Raw genomic sequence first — 20,474 nt, forward strand, 5'->3', positions numbered from 1 at the left:
ACATTAATCAAAGATTAATTATTCAGGAAGAAATTACTTGCGATGCACAAAAAGCTCTACTCCTGCTCACTATTTCTTTTTTCTTTCTTCTCAAAATTGCCCTGAATATCATACTGATATACTTCAGCATTATTCACGCATTCTTTAATTAACTCTGAAAGGTCATGCTCTTCACAGAATTCCATAAAATACTTTGTGTCGGCCTTAATTACCGGATGTTTTGGTGCAAACATCGAACAGGCATCATCGTGCGGGATAATAGAAGTTTCAAAAGTATCAATCTTCTTGGCCTCAGTGATGATATCTAATTTATTCATCCCAATAAGCGGTCTCATCACAAGCATCGGACAAGAACGATCAAGTACACTCATATTCTGAAGAGTCTGACTAGAAACTTGAGCTAGAGCATCACCCATAATTAGTGCACCGGCCTTGGCCCTTCTTGCAAGATATGCAGAAGTGTCCATCATATACTTTCTAAAAAATAACGTGCGGTAATCTTCCTTACAATTCTTAGCGATATAATTTTGAATATCACCATAAGGAAGAACATATAATTTAAAGCTGTCTTGAAACTTAGATAGAATTTTTCCAAGTTCTAAAATTTTCTCTTTAACCTCTTCGCCAACATATGGATAAGCATAGAAGAATGCAAAAGACTGTCTCACTCCTCTTCTTGCCATAAGATAACTAGCAACTGGTGAGTCAATACCACCTGAAAGAAGTGTAACTGCGTGGCCACTCGTACCAACAGGAAGTCCACCAATACATGGGATCTTTTCCCATGATAAGTAGATCTCTTCATTCATAACCTTAACATCAACCATAAGATCAGGATTTCTCACATCAACTTTAAGATCGGTATTCTTAAGAATAGCTGTCGCAATATAGCGATTGATTTCATCACTATTTTTTGGAAATTGCTTAAGAGCTCTCTTTGTCTGAACTTTAAAAGTCTTAACATTCGTTAATTGACTTAATTCTTTAACGGCAAGTTCACATACATAATCAAGATCTAGTGGACATGATCTCATAGGAGTTACCGAGCTTAATCCTGCTACAAAAGTAAGTCTTTGAATTAATTCTTCACTAAACTCTTCTTCACTCTCAGCAACTAAGCGTTGTTGATTGTTTTTTAACTTCCAAGATGTATGATGATACTTGCTAAAGATTCGACTTAGGTTTGTTTGCAGTTTCTTATAGTAAGACTTTCTGTTCTTACCTTTAAGCCATAATTCATCAACAGTTAAAATTAAACTCTTATACATCTTTCTTATTCCTATTTAATTAAAAAACCAATTTCTTCGATTACTTCACTAAAGCCTTGCAACATACCCTGAACTTCTTCTTGTGTCGTAGACTTTCCAATTGAGATTCTCAAAATATTCTTATGAAATTTCTCATCAATCCCAAGGCCCGCAAAAAGTGGATTTAATCCCTTAATCTTTGATGAGCAGGCAGTTGATGATGAGATCATGATTCCCTTCATTTCAAGGTGTCTCATAATAATATCACTCGCAATTCCTTCAAAGAGAACACACAGAATAAATGGAGAAGTGTTTTGATCCTCAAATGGATAACTAATATTCTTATGAAGGCCACTTAGCCCAGCTTTAATTTCTTCTTTTAATGTCTTTGCTTTCTCAAATGAATCATCCAAGTCTGTGAAAGCGAGCTCACAAGCTTTTGCCAGAGCGAGCACTAGTGACGTAGAAGGAGTTGAGGCCCTAAGACCTTTTTCATGTGCTCCACCTCTAAGATAGCGCTTGAGAAAATGCACCTTACTCTCTTTAAAAATAAGACCGCCAATACCTCTTGGCCCTCCCATTTTGTGCGCGCCGAAAGTAACAAAGTCAATTTCAGAATCTTTAAGAGTAAAAGGAACCTTCCCAAAACCTTGAGTCGCGTCTACATGAACGAGACATTTTCTATTCTTGGCCTTAACAGCTTGTGCGATTTTTTCAACTTCAAAATATTGCCCAGACTGAGAGTTTACAAGACTGATACAAACAAGTTGAGTTTCACTTGTTACTGCATCAACAATCTCTTCAATACTCTTAAAGCCTTCTCCGTTATCAATAACTTTTGTAACCGAAGGATGATCTCCACTTAGGAAGATAATCCCTTCCTCAATTGAGCGAATAATTTGATTATTAGCTTCTGTTGCAGAAGAAGTGAAAATCAGGCCATAATTCTTGGCATCGATAAATTTTAAGATATTAGCTCTGGCGCCCTCAATCTTCTTGGCACATTCCTTTCCTGCTAAATGCTTAGCAGCTGGATTAGGATAGTCCAATTCGAAGCTTTTCGATAAAACTTCAATAACTTCAGGATAGAGCTTAGTAGAGGCCGCGTGATCAAAATAGTACATAAATTGCCTTATACCATGTTTTAAACAGTAAGTACCTTAAATAACGATATTTTTAGACACTGTCCATATCATAAACACTCCAAGTTACTGAAAGCTCGTATTAGCATGCCCTATTTCTTGGCACTTTTCTTGCTCTTTAAAATGCATATGAAACTGAGATACTTTATCTTTATATTATTAGGAGTCTACTGGCTTTCAAATTCGATCCACGCTGCTGGACTAAAGGCCAATGATTACCTCTTTCGCTCTCAAGTAAAGATTGAAGAATTCAATAATTTTTCAAAAAAAGGGCTTGGCCATCTTGCGGCCAGAAGCTTAAATGAATCAAGAGGCTATCTAGCAAGATTAGGAGAAATTAGTCACGAACTCTCACAAGAACAGCTTGATCTTATGATAGAGCTTCAAAATGAGGTCACTCAAAAGCAGAAAATCGAGGCCGAAACTATCAGCACCTGTGATTATCGCAATATTGAGCACTATAAAGAGATCGAAAAACTTAAGGAGCTCAAGGTTAAGGGCAGTATCCTAACTTTTAGATCACACAAGAATCTCTACCTTCTCAAGGCAAAAGAGGTCCAAAAATGCCAACAATTCAGTACTTGGATGGAAAACTTTAACGAAATCTCTGTATAATGTTCATACTAACGCGATACATGGTGAAATCTATGAATTCATTCAATATGATTTCTTCATGAAAACAAGAAACATCAAATCTGTAATCCTAGTACTTACGTTAAACCTTTTAGCATCAGCAACACTAGCTTTTACTCAAGATAGTGGAAAAACGATTCTAATTTCTGATATCGACGACACAATTAAGGTCGGCCATATCAGATCAAAGATTGATGCTGTTTCAAACGCCTACCGCACAAATAATATCTTCCTTGGTATGGCCGATCTTTACCGCATCATAAAGAATCGCCTTGATGCAGATGTATTCTACCTGACAAATGCGCCTGAAGAAGTGATGGCATGGTCACACACTGAATTACTTAAGAATGGAAATTTCCCAGAAGGTAGCCTTGAAATTAGACCGATTAAAGTTTCAAGCAAGGTCTTTAAGGCCCAAAGACTTGAAGAGCTAATCTCTGAGCACAGGCCAGACACTGTTATCCTTGTTGGTGATAATGGTGAGCACGATAACTCTTTCTACAATGGTATCAAACAAACTTACCCAGGTATCAAGTTTCACACATTTATTAGAGCAGCATATAATTTTGATGAATCAAATAAGCTTTATAAAGGTCAAGCAAGTTTTGTAACACCATTTGAAATTGCCGATACACTCTATCAGAGAAAAGTATTAGAAAGATCTGATTCAAAAGATCTTCAAGACCTACATTTAAAAAGCTATATGGAAGAATACCTATTAAGAGATAAAGGTCAGCTTTATACTCCACACTGGCAAAGATGTTATGGACATAAAGTGAATAGCTGGTCAAACCTATTCTCGACTCTACCTAAAGAGTTAACAAAGAAAATTTCGATACTTTGTCAAAATTACGAAAACTAAATAATATCATCCAGCACACTTTAGTTGTGCTGGATTCCTTCTCTTATGGCATTGCGATCAACACGAGAAAAATGTCTCGAATCAACAGGAACTCTCCCAAACTCAATAATTGCATTTGCTAAATTCCAATCGCTTAAAATTTCACTAAGATGATCTTTAATTTTTACTTCGCCTTCAATAAGACATTTGATCTTATCTCCAACTTGGACAAGGGCCGCTCGCTCAATCCCCTCAATTCGTGCTAATTCATTTTCATAATGAAATGTAGGCACAAGCTTTCCATCAACACTTAAACAATCCTTTAGTCTACCCAAAAGAAAAATCTGTCCACCACTCATATAACCAACATCACCAGTTAAGTGCCATAATCTTCCCTGCTCATCCCACTTCTTAGTGGTCTCATTGGCCGGATGATTATCAATATACTCCTTGATCACATGAGGACCACTTAAACAAATCTCTCCCCAGATAAGCCCTTCTTGAAAGTCAAAACCATTAGCAATTTTATCAATTTTTACGTCTAAGACTTCAATGACATGACCTAGCTTAAGTCCTGTTTTTTTATTTGAGATATATTCATCAATTGGCACAAAACTAATAGGCTCGACTTCCGTTGATCCGTAGATAATATGAATCTCAATATCGTCATTTACCTTTTCAAATTGTTCCTTCACAAAGTTTGCATGCTTCGTTGAAATTTCAGCACCACCAATAATGATGCTTCTCAGGCTTGGAATCTTGATATCATTTGTAGCAAGGTAATTTGCAAGTCTCTTTATAATCATCGGATTGGCACTAAAGCGTGTCACACCATATTTGTTCATTTGATCAATTACTTTTGCAGCATCAAACTCAGATAAATTTCGATAGTCGATATCTGGAAAGATTGTCGTAATCCCAAGTCCCAAATTTTGTAGAACGAGAGTTGGAAAAAACGGCATATCTACTTCATCATCACGATGTAACCAGAAGTATTCTGAAACGATCTTCTGAGCTAAAAAGATATCAAGGCTTCTATTTGCGGCCTTTGGCCTGCTAGTTGAGCCAGTTGTAAAAGAGATAAGAGTTTGAGCATCTTGCTCAATTGGTGTTTGCGAAAAATTAAGATTATCTTCAGCTCTAATACTAGTTAAAGATTTAGCAAAGAAACAACTTTGGTCATATGTAAAACGCTTCATTTTCCAAAGGGTGGGAATTAATGGAGTCCACTTTAAAAGCTCTTTAACAGAGATGATTCCCTGAGCATTTGCATCTTCAATGGCCTGTTTAAGCTTATCCTTAGGCATCGTCGAGTCAATCGAAACAACAACTGCACCCATGTAGAACAAGGCAACCATAATCTGATAAAGCTCAAGACGAAGAGGAATAAGAACAATAACTCGATCCCCTTTCTTAATTCCAGCATCTGATAAGGTCTTTATCCACGCACCTACCTGTGACATAAATTCGCCGTAAGTCTGATCTTTATCTTGGTATATTAAGCATCGCTTTTCTAAGTTATTTCTAAAATGGGAGTCAAGGTAATGGCAGCCATTTATTGGCACACCGATATAACCCAGTTCTTGCCTTATATCTTCAATTTTTTTCATATGATAATATTAAATGAAAATAATATAATTTGTAATATTAGGTAGTAAATGTATCTATTAAGTAAATTTGATTCTCTTCTTACAACAAAAACACAAGTTGGTGGTAAGGCCTATAACCTTGCTAAGCTTGAAAAGTGTCGTGTTAATACACCAGATTGGTTTTGTATCACTAGTGATTACTTTCAAACATTAGTTGACCAAAACGAGGTATTAAAAAACCTTATTGCTCAATATACGCAACTTGAGTTTATCGATGACCTAAAAGCTCTCATTGAAAAGATTCACGCTGAAATAAATAAGTGTGAAATATCAATCATTGATGATGTGATGGAAAGGATTAATCCTGATATTCATTATGCCATTAGAAGTTCTGCTGCAGATGAAGATGGCAGTCACTTCTCTTTTGCAGGACAGCTTGAATCATTTCTTTACGTACAAGGAAAGGAAAGGATAGAAGCGGCCATAAGAAATTGCTTTAAGAGTAATTTTTCTCTTACCGCTCTTACTTATCGTTTTAAGAATCAAATTCACCAATCAACACCTAAGATGGCCGTCATCATACAAGAAATGATTGATCCAGAAAAATCAGGTGTTCTCTTTACGGCCAATCCAATTAACGGCTACAGAGATGAAATGCTTATTTCAGCAAATTATGGCCAAGGCGAAGGTGTCGTTAGCGGTGAGTGTAACACTGACGAGTACACGATCAATGACCGTGGCATTATAAAAGATGAAATTAGAGAAAAAGATTTTAAAATAATCGCTGACTACGACAATAAAACAACTAAGAAAGTCGAAGTCACTGGAAGTGATATTAACTCGAGTGTCTTGACTCATGCTGAAATTATCGAGTTAAATAAGCTCGCTCTTGAGATTCTCGCACTAAAGAAGAAGCCTCAAGATATTGAGTTTTGTTTTCAAAATGGAGAAATCTATATTGTCCAAACAAGAGATATCACCTCTCTTCCAATGGATAAGAGAGAAGAATTTGCCAATGTCTTTGATAATTCAAATATTCAAGAATCATTTAATGGCGTGACGACTCCCCTTACTTTCTCTTATGCCTCAAAGATGTACTATAAGGTTTATCACCAACTACTGGGTTTAACAGGACTAAGCGAAGAAGAACTCAAGAAGCACGAAAAGAGACATAAGAATATGATTGCTCTTATCGAGGGACGAGTCTTCTACAATATTCAGTCTTGGTATAAAGGACTTCTGCTACTTCCATCTTTTAAACAATCAAAGGGTGATATGGAGAAAATGATGGGTATCACAGATCCTGTCGACTTCATTGAAGATAAAGACCTACCATTTTGTGAGAGATTAAAAATGCTTCCAGGCCTAATTAAAACCTTTGGAAGTCTCCTGTGGTATTTTTCTAAAATCGATAAAGTTGTTGCAGACTTCATGTCCGGTTTTTATGAAGTATATGATGAAATTGATTTTTCAAAACTTAATAGGCTTAACCTCACACAGCTCTATGAGCTAACTGAAGAGCTTGATCAAAAAATTACAAGTAAGTGGCATGCTCCCCTAATTAATGACTTCTACGTTATGATGATGAATGGAAAGATGTATCGCTGGATGGAGAAGCTTGCGGTTGAAAATGCAGATATCACCCTTGGTAATTTATTATCTGGAGAGCATGATATTGCCAGTACTCAACCAACAAAAGAACTTTTAAAAATAAGTGACGAAATAAAGAAGAGTGATCAAGATTTTAAGGATCAATTCTTAAAACTGGAAAATTCAAAAGTCATGGACTTCTTCTATATTAACAACAAGGCCATCTTTGAGCTATGTCAGAAATATATTGAAAACTATGGTGACCGTACTATTGGTGAACTTAAGTTAGAAAGTTTATCTCTACGTGAAAACCCAGACTTTCTGATAAATATTCTTAAAAACTACGTCATTAAAGAAAGTCTAAGTTATGAGAGCTTTATTGCAAATGAGCTTGAACTTAGGGAGTCAGAAGAAGCTAAAATTGCTCCTATTGTTAAAAAGAAGCTTTCGTCATTTGCAAGAAAACGTTTTTATAAAGATCTTTCTAAACTTAGAAAGGCCATTCGATACAGAGAAAACACAAGACTATTACGAACGAAGTCTTTTGGAATTTCACGTCAAATTTACCGCGAAATGGGTAATCAATTGGCGAACTTTAACCTCATCAGTGCACCTGAAGATATCTTCTTTCTAACACTTAGTGAGATCGAAGAATTAAAAGATGGGCGCATTGTGCAGACAAGTCTAAAAGAGCTAATTAGCTTAAGAAAGTCTGAGTATGAATCATATGAAGATGAAGAGCCTGGCCATCATTTTAAGACTTTTGGCTTTGTTCATGCAGGAAATAAATTTATCTATGAAGGTAATACAAATCTCGATCATGATGGAGCACTAAAAGGGATAGGATGTTACCCGGGGCATATCACAGGAGAAGTCGCCCTACTCTTTAAACCAGACGATGGAATTGATGTTAATGATAAGATCCTTTGTACGGTAAGGACTGATCCAGGATGGGCCCCATTATTCCCGTCGATTAAAGGCCTACTTGTTGAAAAAGGATCAACACTTTCTCACTCGGCCGTTATTGCTAGAGAACTTAAAATACCAACAATTGTCGGTGTTCCAGGGATTACGAAAATTGTCGAAAATGGACAAGAGATTGAGATGGACTGTGAAAAAGGTCTGATTAACCTACTTCAAGAAAACCAAGAATAACAAAAGGCTTCTTAATGAAGCCTTTTTTTATGAAACTCTTTTATAAAATCTTATATCGTAAACCCCAATTTTTTCTTTCTTAATAAGATCTGTAAAGTCAGCTGTAATATCTTCATAACCGTCTAGTTTTGGAGAATGAACACGTAAGTAATAGCGAACACAGACCACACCACCAATGGAAATCGAAGCCTTGGCCTTTTGAAGAAAATCTCGACCTAGCTCATCATTAAAGTAACTCGGCACATCTGAGTAAGAGAAATAATCAAATTGATGTTTCCCACTCTCAAGTTCTGCAACAACATCACCAATATGATAATTGACTTGAGTTGTTTCAATACAGCCTTTAAGCTCAGAAAACTTTCGACAACGAAGTGGAGTATTTGTCAAAGTAACTTCTCCAAAAAAGCATAGACTTAAGAAAAAATTATCCTTAATGAGGTTATTCTTAAATAGACGAGCAAAGCGATTACGATAGAACTTCACATAGCTCTCAGGGATATTCTTTCTTATGAAGTCCCCTCGATACAAGAGAGAATTCATTAACGCTTTATTTCCTACAATTGATAGAACGACAGTCCACTTAACCTTAAAGCTCACTGTATCCATAATATTGAGTTGCTCTTGAATTGAATTACAATTTTTAAGGGCATCTATAATTCGATGGCCAAGGATCTTGCGACATAGCTTTGAGAAAGTAATAAACGTCTTTTCCCATGAACCAGCAAGGGCAGCTATTTCATTGGCCTCAAAGTATTCATTAAGGCCGACATTTGCTCCAACTGTCTTTAAGATTGCGGAATCATCGTGATACGCTCTTAGGAACTCTACTTCATCAAGGGCAAGAATCGCCTTCTCATACGCTCTGGCCCACTCTATTTGGAGCCCTGAAACATCAAAGAGGTCTAGCCTAGAATCAGTTTGTGTTACGAGATATAGTCCTCTTGGGCCGGCACCACAGATTGAGCCAATATTTTTTGGAGAAAGTTTTCTACAAACTTTTGACTCCATCTCAATATCTTCATTTGCTAGTGAGTAATTTAATTTGTCAGTAAAATATTTTGCCATGTCACAATTATAGTTGTTTTCATTATATAATGGTACAAAGAAATTAAATTCAGATGAGGATGTATGAGTAAAGAGATAAGTCATATTACAATGGAAGATTCATTTATTAAGAGATATTTAGCATGGTCAAACGAGCGCTTTCCAATGGCCAATGTCATCTCTGGCCTCATTACTTTCTTTGTCATGAGTCGCCTAGCGCTTTTCTTACAAGATAAAACACTAGACTTCACTCCATTAGATATCCTTGGCGCCATTGCAGTCGTAGGTCACTACTTTGTTCTAAGAGTGTTCGATGAACATAAGGACTTTAAAGTTGACTGTATTAATCACCCAGAGCGAGCACTCCAAAGAGGCCTCATAAAACTTTGGCACCTCGATATTATTGCGGCCATTTTTACGATTATTGGACTAACTTATTCATTCTTAATCTCAAATAACTATCTTACTCTTATTTGTTATGGGGCCGTTTACTTATGGTCAGTTCTTATGGCCAAGGAGTTCTTTATTGGCCCTTGGCTAGAAAAGCGCTTAACGCTCTACTCGATTAGCCACATGCTAGTCTCTCCTCTTATCATTATTTGGATTATGTCGGCAAAATGGCAAGTTCCAACATTTGAGTTCTACGTTTATCTAATTCTTGCCATGTCATTTGCTTCAGGCTTCTCATATGAATTCACAAGAAAGACGAGAGGGCCTGAAGAGGAAACTGAAACACTTGACTCATATACAAAAATTTATGGAGCTGGTGGTAGTGTTCTAATTATCACATTAATGAATATGGTCACTCTAGGGTGCTTCCTCTACCTTATTCCACTTATGCCAAATTTACGCTCAATCCTAGCGGCCATGGGAATAGCAGGGTTTGCAGCGGCACAATCAACTCTTTTTAAATACCTTAAAAAGCCAAGTCTAGAAGGACGCAAGAAGAATGAAAAGTCATTCGGACTCTTTGCTCTCCTACTTTATATCGCTCTCATTGTAGGTGTTTATGCAAATTAATTTAGACCTACTTGCACAGGAACAGAAACAAGAATTTCTTCTTTTTAAAGATAACGAAGCAATCTCAAGTATTGAGCAATTTGTCGATGGCACTGCTTCGGCAATATTCTTTCTTATAGGTAATGAAGCCTACTTTGGCTTTTGTTCAGGGAATTTATCAGACAGCTTTATCACTGCAGCAAAGGCATATCGTGCAAGACATGGTATCGACAAAATAATTGGGCCTCTGAATTTTTCAACTTATAACACCTATCGACTTAAACAAAACGAAGACCTTCCCCACCATTTAATGGAGCCTCCTTATGACAAGGGCCTCTACGATTTACTAAATGCTAACGGTGAAGTCTTTGAGAGTTATGTAACTTATGAGATTAATGATTTTGATAAGCTCTTAAAGTGGTCTAAACAATTTGATGAAATAGATGACTCACCAATGACTCAAAATTATGAGCTCAAAGTGATTGATGGCCAATTTTGGCTAGATAACCTTGAACGTTTCTATCAAAGCGCCGATCAAGTCTTTGGAGAGAATATCGCATACTCATCAATTTCATTTGAGACATTCAAGCTTAAGTATGGGGCCCAGGCCGCTGCTTTAATTTGCCCACACACCTCTCGTGCTCTAATTTCAAAAGAAGATAACTCGATAGTTGGTATCATCTTAAACTTTGTGGACCCCACAGCACTCAATACAAAAAGGCTCCTTATTAAGACCATGGGAGTCCATCCAGATCATCGCCATATGGGCCTAAGCTTCATCTATCTACTTAAACAGATCATCCCTCAAGTTAGATCTCAATATGACCAGGCCTACCTATGTTTAATGCGAGATGGGAACCTTCCTTCACTATTTGCGAAAGATATTTCTCAGAAGACTCGCTACTATCACCTTTTCAAGCTATAACTAATTGATTTTACAAGCAAAGGTATGCCGTCTACTGTGTATACGGCCATAGTACAATTTTCAATTAAACGTTCTCGTTCATCTTTATAAGCTATATTTGAACTATGAAGATCAATGAAACACACTCAAATTCAGCTTCTGAGCAGGAAGCAAAAGTCGTAAAGCAGAAGCTTTCGGCTCCATCTCGTTTTGACTACTCTGAGGCAGCAAGACTAAATCGCATTGCGATTCTAGAGGCCCAGTGCGGAGAAAACCTCGATTCAATTCAAGCAACTGACTTAGATGGATTAAGCCTCAAAGGTAATATCGAGTCTTATGCTGGAAGTATTTCCATTCCAATGGGAATTTGTGGGCCTTTAAAAATAAATGAAAAAGGTGAAAAAGAAGATCTTTATATTCCGATTGCAACATCTGAGGGAGCACTTGTTTCTTCCATCACTCGTGGCGCACTTGCTGTTTCACTATGCGGTGGATTTAAGGCCAAGGTATTAAGAAAGCGCATGTATCGCGCTCCAGTTTTTACTTTTGATGATATTGACCATGCTGATGAATTCGTCTCATGGCTTGAAGATAATTTCGATACAATTAAATGTATCACTAAGAAATACTCAAACTTTGCCGATCTTAAGAAGATTAAGCCAGTTCTTATTGGACGCAACGTTCACGCTAAATTTATCTATGAATGCGCGGATGCCTCTGGTCAAAATATGACAACTGTTTGTACATGGCAGTCATGTCTTTGGATCAAAGAAGAGCTTTTAACATCGAAAATAAAACTCGTGGAATTCTTTCTTGAAGGAAATGGGTCAAGTGATAAGAAGGTTTCAGTTGGATCTGCCATGCAGACTCGTGGAACTTATGTAACTGCAGAATGTGTAATTTCTGAAAAAGTTTTAAAGCGTATCTTAAAAACATCGAGTACTGACCTGATCAATCTATACCTTAGATCTCTTCCTATCACACGCCTTGAAGGAATGACTGGATATAACGTAAACGTTGCCAATGCTGTAGCTGCCATTTTTGCTTCAACAGGACAGGATCTTGCTTGTATTCACGAGTCTTCAACTGCGGTTCTAAATTTTGAAAAGCATGAAAAAGGTTTATATGTAAGCTTAACGCTACCTTCACTTGTTATTGGAACTGTTGGTGGAGGAACAGGGCTTGGACACTATAAAGACTGCCTAAAGTCGATTGGTTGTGCAGGAGCTGGGAAAGTCGAAAGATTTGCAAAAATCATCGCTGGTGCTGCCCTATCGCTTGAGCTTTCAACAATGTCGGCCATCTGTGGTGGACAATTTGCTTATGCTCACGACAAGCTAGGAAGAAATAATCCAAAAGATCAGCTTAAGACAAAAGATATCACAAAAGAATTTATCAATGAGAACTTTACTGATCAGTCGACTCTTGTACAAGAAAGTGAATCAATTGAGCACGATCATAAGATCAATATTGAAAATGGGATTATCACTGAAGCGACTTCTCGAGTGGTTAATAAATCACTTGGCTTTACTTCACTAGAAGTGAATAAAGAAGAAAAAATCATCCTTAAGTCAAAGCCTCTTGATACTGACGTGATTGCAGGCTTTGCAGCTATTGCAGGTTTTGCTGATAGTGATATCAGAAGAAAGTTTATCAAAACAATTCATAATAATGAATTTACGAAATGTCATATTAGAGAAATTGAAGCATATCGTATGGTTTCAAAAGACTTCGCTCGCTATATGCCAGAGCTTCACGGTACATATGTGAGTGCTCAAAAAGAAGCTTACCTACTTCTTCTTGAAAACTTAAATTTCTCACAAATTGAACTCATGAACACTCAAGGAAGCCTAGAGCTTTGGATTAGTTCAACGCGTGAATTAATCTATGATGCAATTTCAAAAGTACACAAGAGCTTTGCAAATTCACAAGAGGTAGCAGAGTCATCACTTAATCTTGGAAAAGTTAATATTGATAAGGATTTAACAAAGTCGATTATCACTTATATTCGTGCACAAAATTATATTAGTGCAAAGACAGAAGAGAAATTAGAAGAAGTTCTAAATAACGTTGAACAATGGGCAAAGATCATTAATGAGGGGCCAAAGACGCTAACTCACAATGACTTTAACCCAAGAAATATTTGTTTTAAGAATGGACGTCCATGCTTCTATGACTGGGAATTATCACGCTTTAACTCTCCATATAGAGACCTGGTTGAATTCATGAGTTTCACTACGCCAAGTGGTGAGATCGCAAGTGATATCGAGTACTACTTCGCTAAAGATGGCCAAGAGCTATCCAAGCAAGAGAAACTAGAAAATATGCTTTCTTGTGCTAATGAGTACTTACTTAACCGTGTCCTATTCTACTATGTAGGTCATAGTGTAAATGAATACGAATTTATGCCACATATCTTTAATAAGACACTTGAAATTATTGCTTACTTAGAAGGTCAACTGAATGCGTAACCTAATTGACAAGCTACTTTCAAATAAAGATCTAGAAAAGAAGGTTCTCTTCTTTTATAAGAACTTTAAGCTTGTTAGCTCTCTTTCTATCGATGAGCTTATGGAGAAGGCCCGCATAATTGCTTCAAAAATTAAAGCAAATGAAATCACAGGCCGTAATATAATTCTTTCTTTTGAAAATGAAGAAAATTTTGTGACCTATTTCTTTGGTATTATTCTTTCAGGAAATGTGCCAGTTCCAATGGCATCAAATGCCTTAATGCTAAAAGATGATTACCAAGAATTGCTTTCCCAATTCTCTTCAGCGGCACAAACGAAGTATATCGCAGCAAAGAACTCTCCAGAGGGCTTTACAAATATTGCAAAATTTAACGACGTTGAAATGGCAACACAATTTGCTAATCCAGAAAGTGGTGAAACTTGTTTTATCCAATTTTCTTCAGGTTCAACTTCGTCTCCTAAGGGTGTTGTTATCAGCCATAGCAACCTTCTTGCAAATAATGATCAAATTAATCAAGGGATCAAACTTAGCGAATCAGATTCAATTTGTACTTGGCTTCCACTTCACCACGATATGGGATTAATTGGAAGTCTTCTAACGGCCCTGTTAAAGAATTTAGAATGTCATATTATTCGTACCCAAGACTACGTCATTGCACCTCATAAGTGGCTTCACCTCGTATCAGAAACGAAGTGTAGTGCCCTTTGTATTCCAAATTCGGCCTACTATGTTTGTGCGACCAAAATTCCTGAAAAGAAATTAGAAGGACTCGATCTTTCACATATTCGCTTCGCTCAATGTGGAGCTGAGCCTATTAAGGCCAATGTTTTAAAGGCATTCAGTAAGCGCTTTGAGAAATACGGTTTCAGTGCAAATGCTATTATGCCTGTTTATGGGCTAGCGGAGGCAACTCTTGCTGTAACATTTCATGAGGTTGGAACTAAGTTTGAGGCCCTAACAATTAAAAACGAAGAATTTATATCATGTGGAAAGGTCCTTTCACCTACTCAGCTAGAGATAAGAAATCAAGACCAGGGTGTTGGAGAAATCTATATAAAAGGCCCGTCGATTTCCAATAACTACTTTGGTAGAGAGTCACATCTTGAAGATGGCTGGCTTAATACAGGAGACCTAGGCTTCCTCGATAAAGAAGGAAAACTCTACGTAACCGGAAGAAGCAAAGACCTGTTAATTTGTAACGGTGTTAATATCTTTGCCAACGACCTCGAATTTATGGCCGCCAAAGTTCCAGCGGTAAAGCTTGGGCGCATGGTTGCCTTCTCTATCCAAACGGATAAGAGTGAGCTACCACATCTCATCATTGAGCTTAATGAGAAGTCAAAAGAGGCCCGTAAGAGAGTTAAACAAGACGTCGCTAATGCACTTAAGTCAAAAATTGCTCTATCAGAAGACAATATCTCGATCGTGCCAGAGTTGACCCTTAAGAAAACGACGAGTGGGAAGGTAAAACGCCAAAATGCCCAAAAAAGATACATGGCCGGAGAAATTACAAGAATCGAGAAAAATTATCGATTTAATCTTATAGTATCTCGATACATAAAAAATAAATTTAAGTTTAATTTCTTAGTTAAAGAGAAATTGGGATAACTTGGATACCACTATGAATGAGAAAATTTTAAAATATTTAAATGAAGCAATTGCTGAAGTTAGTGATGAGAGAGAGATCACACTGACTCTTGAGACAAGCTTTATAACCCTTGGACTTGACTCATATGATGCCATGTCTTTTATTGGGCGTCTAAAAGAAGATTTCGAAGAACTGCCTGTCACAATCTTCTTACAATGCCAAACAACGCAAGACTTAATTAATTACTTAGAAAAAAATCATAACGAAGAACTTAAGCAAGTACTTTCATAATTGGAGCTAAGATGGAATCAAGACTTATTAGCAAATTAGAAAAACTTAATAAACAATCTGTCGAGCGTGCCTTCACAGTTGATGCACTCGATTGGTCTAAACCAATTGATAAGAAGCTTAAGTGGACACCAGATGAAATGGTAACCATCTCTTACCTACCAAGTTATGACTTACTTACAGAGGCCCAAAAACTTAGATTTAACCAATTAATTGGACTTTCAATTTGCGAGCAATTCATTTGGTTTGAAAACGTTCTTCTAAATCCGGCCCTAAAAAGCTGTAAAAGAATCTATAAGCTAAACCCTCAAATGACAGAGGCCATTGATCACTTTATGGAAGAAGAAGATAAGCACGGTGAAATCTTTCTAAGAATGCTTATGAAGGCTGAGCCTGAAAACTATTCGAAAGAGAATCCCCTGCGTATTTTTAAACTTAGTCCTATGCAGAATTTCATCATGAAAGTTGTCACAACATTTCCAAATATCTTTCTGTGGTGGATTTGGATTGCCCTATTCTTTGAAGAGAGAACATTAGATATCTCTAAGAAATATAATAAGGCCCTTAAGGCCGGTGATGTTGATTGGAACTTCTGGCAGTGCCACTACTATCATATGCTTGATGAAGTAAGACACCAGCAAATTGATGAGTGCTTTCTTGCGGCCTTCTATGATAAGGCCAACCCAATCCTTAGAAAGATCAATGCCAGCGTCTTTGTGAAGTTTATTTCGTCATATTTTGGACCGAAGAGACTTGCCGGGAGAATCCTGGAACTCATGCAAGAAGAGTTCAGTGACCTTTCGCAGGAGACAGTTAATCAATTAAAAAGTGAATTTGAGTCACTTCGTACGAATGTTGAATTCCAACGAAGTGCCTTTTCGAGACAGGGGCTTGGCCGTACATATGAGTTACTGGCCAAATATAATGAAATGGATGGTTTTTGGGATCTCCTACTTGAAGAAAGTAAGGAAGATCACCTAGGGAAAAACCGATACGTACGAGGTACGCATTCGACAATCCTAAACTAGCCAAACAAAAAAGGGACCCAATACGGTCCCTTTTTTTTATTGTAGATCTTTTTTTAAACTTGTTAGTAATTCATCTAGATCAAAAGGCTTGTAAAAGAAACGAGTTACTCCTTCCTTCATTGCCTCTTTCAGAGAAATATCAGCTTGTCCTGAAACAAAGTAGAAAACTTTCTCTTTCTGATTGTCGTTGCTATTTGTGCAATCGAGAACAACCTTTCCATTTCCATCTGGCATCTTGTAGTCAGAAATAATGGCATCAAAAGTTTGGCCACTATTGATTAGCTTAACAGCACTATTTCCTGAGTTTGCGCACTCTGTCTCATAGCCTTCAAACTGAAGCTCTTCGGCCAGTAACTCTAGAATATCTGGTTCGTCATCGACGATTAAAACTTTGTAAGGCATAGATAAATTCTCTTCTAAACGTTAAAAACGTAATTATAGTCATGCATCCTAATATAAATAGGATATTTTGTAAAACAAAATACATTGAGAAACTATATCTCTTAATCATAGAGGCCAAGGCCTTATTATTCAAGATTGTTTCCACAAATAATGGCGCAGTGCCATAGTAAAAATCAACAAAAGCAGCGCCAAGGGCCGTCTTCATAAGATAGTCATCTCTAATGATCCTAAAGTAGTCTAAGACGTAGTGATCTCTTTGGAATCCCGCCGTCACAAGATAGCACTGATTTTGCGCAAGTAGCTTTTCGATTGGCTGTGGCTTGATATCTTCGCCAGTCTCAACCAATGGACTCACAAAGCCAAAATGATCAAGATATGCTATTGAAGCTCGATACTGACTATTATTAGAAAGCCCAGTAACCTTTGCATTCCCTTCATTACCTTGGTCTTCTAATATTTCTCTAAAATCTGTTCTTACAACACCAGCTCCCGCAGTGTCTTTTAAGTAGAGAGCCATTCGAGAGATATAAGTCCCATTTCCACCGTGATCACCTGCGTACTCTATAACTGCCGAGCTATCTCCAGAATACGTCGAAATAATACTTAAGCTTGATCGTGTTTGAATATCAACTGTAGCAGCACTAATAACGAGCTTGAAAAAAATTGCTCTACCGACAGTATCGGGAATCTCCACTTCTTCGTTTGAGCTATAATCTGTGTCCTTAGGCATAAAGAATAAAACCAACTCAACACTATCTTTAATTGAAGCGATTGAATCTGTGATTCCTGCACAGTTTAACTCACTTGATGAGCAAATTTCAGCAAAGCTTACAAATGGGTTCTCTACTTGCGCATCTGGAATTCGAGAAATAATACGAAATACAGGACTTGAATTGTCATTGTCTTTTAGTGCGACATAAAGCTCTTCATTAGTATAAGCAAGAGAGTCAACGTCTCTTAAAAAGAGCCCCCCTAGATCAGAGGTTTCATCTGCCAAGTTTGGCGATGTTCCACCTGAGTCGGCAATATGATAGGCTAAATCTTGTGCATTAGTTCCAAGACTTAGAGGAACATAGAGAGTAATTGCAGCTTCTGCTGTTGACCCATCTCCTCCAAGGTTATAAAAGAGCTCATTTAAATTTTCACCTGTTGAATTTCTGAGGTAAAAAACAGGCTCTGTCTTATCGTCTAGGCTTAAAGACGCACCGTAGGCACTAGAGATAGTAAGGTAAAGAAAAATGAAGATTTTAAATAATTTCTGCATAGTAAAATTATGGGTTAAGTTTTATTCATGGTCAAATAATTAAAGATTTGGCATGATAAATTGAAATAGTTAAGTAGTTTAAATGACAAAGGTTTGGATCAAATTATGAAATATATTGTGCTCTCTATGCTTCTACTAAGTTCATGTATTGGAACGGATGGAATTAAGGATCAGAGAAAAGTTATTGGCAGTATGGCCACGGCACTATCGAAGAAGTACCCAAGTGTTGAAAATGTGGATTGCGACTACCTAAAAAGACGCCTTCGCCTTAAGGATAATCGCCTTGTCGTCGTCGATGCACGAGATATTTATCAATTCGAGGTCTCTCATATTGAACGAGCAATACCTTTGTCGAAACTACATGAAGTCTATCCTCAGCTTCAAGGTAAGGAAGTCGTCGTTTATTCAACTATTGGAACCCGTTCAACGAAGGCAATTCTCGAGCTTTCAAAAACAAACCCAAATACAAAGTTTACGAATCTATTTGGTGGAATTCTTGACTGGCTCCAATGTGGCCAAAAGATCTATCTCATGGGTAAAGAAACAAAAGAGGTTCGTTTTGAAAATGATGCCTGGAATATTATCCCAGAAGGATACAAAGCAATTCTCCCATGAAAGTAATTAGCATTAACGGCCAAATTCTCGATCACGAAAGAGATGCAAAAATCTCAGTGCTTGATCGTGGCTTCCTCTACGGAGACTCTGTTTACGAAGTAACAGAAGTTCGAAGTGGAAAGGTTGGCTTTTTAAAAGAACACCTGGAGCGTCTTCAAAACTCTGCTTTAAAGATGCACATGCACCTCCAATTAAGTTTCAACGAGTATGAAAGACGTATTATTGAGGTTGCAACAAAGCTTCATGAAGCTGGTCATGACAGGTGCTATATTCGCTTAGTCGTCACGCGCGGAGAAGGAGAAATCACCCTCGACCCACAAGCGGCCAGCAATCAAAATGTTATCATTATCGGAAAAGAACTTCCGGAGAATCCTAGGACTTGGTATGACGATGGTGTCGAAGTTATTATTGCTTCCACTCTTAGAAACCCAGTTAAGTCCATGGACCCAAATATAAAGTCAGGAAATTATCTTAATAATATCCTCGCCTACAATGAGGCCAAGGAAGCTGGATACTTTGACGCCATCATGCTCAACCAAGACGGTAACGTTACAGAGTGTACGACAAGTAATATCTGGATTGTAAAAGATGGAGTTTTTAAAACCCCACCAATTGCGGCCGGACTCCTAAAAGGTATCACAAGAGAAAATGTTATTCGCATTCTTCGTGAGCAAGGCATTCCATTTGAAGAGGTAAATTTCACGGGCAGTGAGTTAAAAGAAGCGGATGAGTGCTTTCTTACGTCATCAACAAAATACCTTGTGCCAATCGTAAAAGTTGACGACACAACAATTGGAAATGGAAAACCTGGAAGCAAAACTCTGCAAGTACTTGATATCTTTAAATCAGAGCTCTGAAACTTCTATAATATCTAATATTTACATCCTTTCCCATTGACAACAGTGGCCATTGTTCGCTATAAAGCTTCAGTTACATCCGAAATTATTAAGTAAGATTGATGGGCCTAAGGCACTAGCCTTTGAGATGTGATGTAACTTTTCCTTGTCCCTAAAGTCTTTTTTATTCAAAAGGAGCCAACAATGGCAAAGAGTACTACAGCGAGATCACGCTTTAAAATCCAAAGAGCACTAGGTGTTGAACTTCCAGGTCTTGGAAAAGCTGGTGCATTAGCACGTCGTCCATACGGACCAGGTGTACACGGTAACAAAAGAAAGAAAATTTCTGACTATGCCGTACGTCTTAAAGAAAAACAAAAACTAGTATTCCACTACGGTCTAAGAGAAAAGCAACTTGTTACTTACGTAAAGCAAGCTAAGAAGAACACTGCTGGTAAGCCATGGATGGAAGTACTTCTATCTAACCTTGAGTCAAGACTGAACAACGTAGTTTTCAGACTTGGATTTGCACCATCAATGATGGCAGCTTCTCAAATGGTTTCTCACGGACAAATCCTAGTTAACGGAAAGAAAGTTGACCGTTCATCTTTCATCGTTAGCCAAGGTGACGTTATCTCTCTATCTGAGAAAGGTTATAACAACCAACTTTACAAGCAAACTCAAGAAACTCCACGTTTCGCAGCAGTTCCAGCTTGTTACAATGTTGAAGGTACAGATAAGAAGAAAGCAACTATGGTTGCAGCTCCTCTTGAATCAGATGTACCATTTGAATTCAACTCTCAGCTAGTTATTGAGTACTACTGGAAAGTTAAGTAA

General features: G+C 37.5%; 18 protein-coding genes. 12 read left to right on the top strand and 6 right to left on the bottom strand.

What is annotated here, in order from left to right:
- Positions 1 to 56: 56 nt before the first annotated feature.
- Positions 57 to 1,268, bottom strand: coding sequence for a tRNA uracil 4-sulfurtransferase ThiI (thiI, locus tag ABMA72_RS15380; protein ID WP_392860059.1), 1,212 nt, complete (start codon positions 1,266 to 1,268; stop codon positions 57 to 59).
- A gap of 11 nt (positions 1,269 to 1,279) precedes the next feature.
- Positions 1,280 to 2,371, bottom strand: coding sequence for a cysteine desulfurase family protein (locus ABMA72_RS15385; protein ID WP_393057810.1), 1,092 nt, complete (start codon positions 2,369 to 2,371; stop codon positions 1,280 to 1,282).
- 147 nt (positions 2,372 to 2,518) lie between these two features.
- On the opposite strand from ABMA72_RS15385, the gene ABMA72_RS15390 reads away from it, so the two are divergent.
- Both ABMA72_RS15390 and ABMA72_RS15395 read left to right on the top strand, forming a co-directional pair.
- A complete protein-coding gene (locus ABMA72_RS15390; RefSeq protein ID WP_393057812.1) occupies positions 2,519 to 3,004 on the top strand; it encodes a hypothetical protein in 486 nt (161 codons plus the stop codon).
- A 58-nt stretch (positions 3,005 to 3,062) separates the two neighbouring features.
- Complete coding sequence (locus tag ABMA72_RS15395) at positions 3,063 to 3,884, top strand: phosphatase domain-containing protein (protein ID WP_392860055.1); 822 nt, start codon at positions 3,063 to 3,065, stop codon at positions 3,882 to 3,884.
- Positions 3,885 to 3,904: 20 nt separating this feature from the next.
- On the opposite strand, the gene ABMA72_RS15400 is transcribed toward ABMA72_RS15395, so the two are convergent.
- Entirely contained in the window at positions 3,905 to 5,473 is a 1,569-nt protein-coding gene (locus tag ABMA72_RS15400) for an AMP-binding protein (RefSeq protein WP_393057814.1), read from the bottom strand.
- A 48-nt stretch (positions 5,474 to 5,521) separates the two neighbouring features.
- Between ABMA72_RS15400 and ABMA72_RS15405 the strand changes: the two genes are divergently transcribed.
- A complete protein-coding gene (locus ABMA72_RS15405) occupies positions 5,522 to 8,197 on the top strand; it encodes a PEP/pyruvate-binding domain-containing protein (protein ID WP_393057816.1) in 2,676 nt (891 codons plus the stop codon).
- A gap of 27 nt (positions 8,198 to 8,224) precedes the next feature.
- On the opposite strand, the gene ABMA72_RS15410 is transcribed toward ABMA72_RS15405, so the two are convergent.
- Complete coding sequence (locus tag ABMA72_RS15410) at positions 8,225 to 9,262, bottom strand: DUF3419 family protein (protein WP_392860050.1); 1,038 nt, start codon at positions 9,260 to 9,262, stop codon at positions 8,225 to 8,227.
- Between the two features lie 63 nt (positions 9,263 to 9,325).
- Here ABMA72_RS15410 and ABMA72_RS15415 point away from each other — a divergent pair, with 63 nt between their 5' ends.
- The 6 genes from ABMA72_RS15415 (at position 9,326) to ABMA72_RS15440 (ending at position 16,520) form a co-directional block, all read left to right on the top strand.
- Positions 9,326 to 10,261, top strand: a complete 936-nt coding sequence (locus tag ABMA72_RS15415; RefSeq protein WP_392860048.1) for a hypothetical protein — start codon at positions 9,326 to 9,328, stop codon at positions 10,259 to 10,261.
- Positions 10,251 to 11,165, top strand: a complete 915-nt coding sequence (locus ABMA72_RS15420; protein WP_393057818.1) for a hypothetical protein — start codon at positions 10,251 to 10,253, stop codon at positions 11,163 to 11,165. Before ABMA72_RS15415 ends, ABMA72_RS15420 begins: the two co-directional genes overlap by 11 nt.
- A 104-nt stretch (positions 11,166 to 11,269) precedes the next feature.
- Positions 11,270 to 13,615, top strand: coding sequence for a phosphotransferase (locus ABMA72_RS15425; RefSeq protein WP_393057819.1), 2,346 nt, complete (start codon positions 11,270 to 11,272; stop codon positions 13,613 to 13,615).
- Positions 13,608 to 15,224: an AMP-binding protein gene (locus ABMA72_RS15430; protein WP_392860043.1), complete on the top strand. Its 1,617-nt coding sequence runs from the start codon at positions 13,608 to 13,610 to the stop codon at positions 15,222 to 15,224. Before ABMA72_RS15425 ends, ABMA72_RS15430 begins: the two co-directional genes overlap by 8 nt.
- Before the next feature lie 13 nt (positions 15,225 to 15,237).
- The gene (locus tag ABMA72_RS15435) at positions 15,238 to 15,495 is read left to right on the top strand and encodes an acyl carrier protein (protein ID WP_392860041.1); all 258 of its coding nucleotides are present in this window, start codon (positions 15,238 to 15,240) and stop codon (positions 15,493 to 15,495) included.
- A gap of 11 nt (positions 15,496 to 15,506) precedes the next feature.
- Positions 15,507 to 16,520: a diiron oxygenase gene (locus ABMA72_RS15440; protein ID WP_392860040.1), complete on the top strand. Its 1,014-nt coding sequence runs from the start codon at positions 15,507 to 15,509 to the stop codon at positions 16,518 to 16,520.
- 36 nt (positions 16,521 to 16,556) lie between these two features.
- Here ABMA72_RS15440 and ABMA72_RS15445 read toward each other — a convergent pair whose 3' ends face one another.
- Positions 16,557 to 16,922 (bottom strand): response regulator, encoded by a 366-nt coding sequence (locus ABMA72_RS15445; RefSeq protein WP_392860039.1) that lies wholly within the window; start codon positions 16,920 to 16,922, stop codon positions 16,557 to 16,559.
- The gene (locus ABMA72_RS15450; RefSeq protein WP_392860037.1) at positions 16,894 to 18,186 is read right to left on the bottom strand and encodes a CFI-box-CTERM domain-containing protein; all 1,293 of its coding nucleotides are present in this window, start codon (positions 18,184 to 18,186) and stop codon (positions 16,894 to 16,896) included. Before ABMA72_RS15450 ends, ABMA72_RS15445 begins: the two co-directional genes overlap by 29 nt.
- Positions 18,187 to 18,291: 105 nt before the next feature.
- On the opposite strand from ABMA72_RS15450, the gene ABMA72_RS15455 reads away from it, so the two are divergent.
- The 3 genes from ABMA72_RS15455 to rpsD all read left to right on the top strand — a co-directional run bounded on the left by ABMA72_RS15455 (position 18,292) and on the right by rpsD (position 20,474).
- Positions 18,292 to 18,801, top strand: a complete 510-nt coding sequence (locus tag ABMA72_RS15455) for a rhodanese-like domain-containing protein (RefSeq protein WP_392860036.1) — start codon at positions 18,292 to 18,294, stop codon at positions 18,799 to 18,801.
- On the top strand, positions 18,798 to 19,658 hold the full coding sequence (locus ABMA72_RS15460) for an aminotransferase class IV (protein WP_392860034.1): 861 nt from the start codon (positions 18,798 to 18,800) through the stop codon (positions 19,656 to 19,658). Before ABMA72_RS15455 ends, ABMA72_RS15460 begins: the two co-directional genes overlap by 4 nt.
- Positions 19,659 to 19,841: 183 nt before the next feature.
- Positions 19,842 to 20,474 carry a 30S ribosomal protein S4 gene (rpsD, locus tag ABMA72_RS15465; protein ID WP_392860033.1) on the top strand — a complete coding sequence of 211 codons (633 nt, stop codon included), beginning with the start codon at positions 19,842 to 19,844 and terminating at the stop codon, positions 20,472 to 20,474.

The sequence above is a fragment of the Halobacteriovorax sp. CON-3 genome (assembly GCF_043196995.1).
GTDB lineage: Bacteria > Bdellovibrionota > Bacteriovoracia > Bacteriovoracales > Bacteriovoracaceae > Halobacteriovorax_A.

Excerpts from the sequence above, each read along its gene's own strand:
- thiI (WP_392860059.1), bottom strand. The coding sequence starts at position 1,268 with ATGTATAAGAGTTTAATTTTAACTGTTGATGAATTATGGCTTAAAGGT.
- ABMA72_RS15385 (WP_393057810.1), bottom strand. The coding sequence starts at position 2,371 with ATGTACTATTTTGATCACGCGGCCTCTACTAAGCTCTATCCTGAAGTT.
- ABMA72_RS15390 (WP_393057812.1), top strand. The coding sequence starts at position 2,519 with ATGAAACTGAGATACTTTATCTTTATATTATTAGGAGTCTACTGGCTT.
- ABMA72_RS15395 (WP_392860055.1), top strand. The coding sequence starts at position 3,063 with ATGAAAACAAGAAACATCAAATCTGTAATCCTAGTACTTACGTTAAAC.
- ABMA72_RS15400 (WP_393057814.1), bottom strand. The coding sequence starts at position 5,473 with ATGAAAAAAATTGAAGATATAAGGCAAGAACTGGGTTATATCGGTGTG.
- ABMA72_RS15405 (WP_393057816.1), top strand. The coding sequence starts at position 5,522 with ATGTATCTATTAAGTAAATTTGATTCTCTTCTTACAACAAAAACACAA.
- ABMA72_RS15410 (WP_392860050.1), bottom strand. The coding sequence starts at position 9,262 with ATGGCAAAATATTTTACTGACAAATTAAATTACTCACTAGCAAATGAA.
- ABMA72_RS15415 (WP_392860048.1), top strand. The coding sequence starts at position 9,326 with ATGAGTAAAGAGATAAGTCATATTACAATGGAAGATTCATTTATTAAG.
- ABMA72_RS15420 (WP_393057818.1), top strand. The coding sequence starts at position 10,251 with ATGCAAATTAATTTAGACCTACTTGCACAGGAACAGAAACAAGAATTT.
- ABMA72_RS15425 (WP_393057819.1), top strand. The coding sequence starts at position 11,270 with ATGAAGATCAATGAAACACACTCAAATTCAGCTTCTGAGCAGGAAGCA.
- ABMA72_RS15430 (WP_392860043.1), top strand. The coding sequence starts at position 13,608 with ATGCGTAACCTAATTGACAAGCTACTTTCAAATAAAGATCTAGAAAAG.
- ABMA72_RS15435 (WP_392860041.1), top strand. The coding sequence starts at position 15,238 with ATGAATGAGAAAATTTTAAAATATTTAAATGAAGCAATTGCTGAAGTT.
- ABMA72_RS15440 (WP_392860040.1), top strand. The coding sequence starts at position 15,507 with ATGGAATCAAGACTTATTAGCAAATTAGAAAAACTTAATAAACAATCT.
- ABMA72_RS15445 (WP_392860039.1), bottom strand. The coding sequence starts at position 16,922 with ATGCCTTACAAAGTTTTAATCGTCGATGACGAACCAGATATTCTAGAG.
- ABMA72_RS15450 (WP_392860037.1), bottom strand. The coding sequence starts at position 18,186 with ATGCAGAAATTATTTAAAATCTTCATTTTTCTTTACCTTACTATCTCT.
- ABMA72_RS15455 (WP_392860036.1), top strand. The coding sequence starts at position 18,292 with ATGAAATATATTGTGCTCTCTATGCTTCTACTAAGTTCATGTATTGGA.
- ABMA72_RS15460 (WP_392860034.1), top strand. The coding sequence starts at position 18,798 with ATGAAAGTAATTAGCATTAACGGCCAAATTCTCGATCACGAAAGAGAT.
- rpsD (WP_392860033.1), top strand. The coding sequence starts at position 19,842 with ATGGCAAAGAGTACTACAGCGAGATCACGCTTTAAAATCCAAAGAGCA.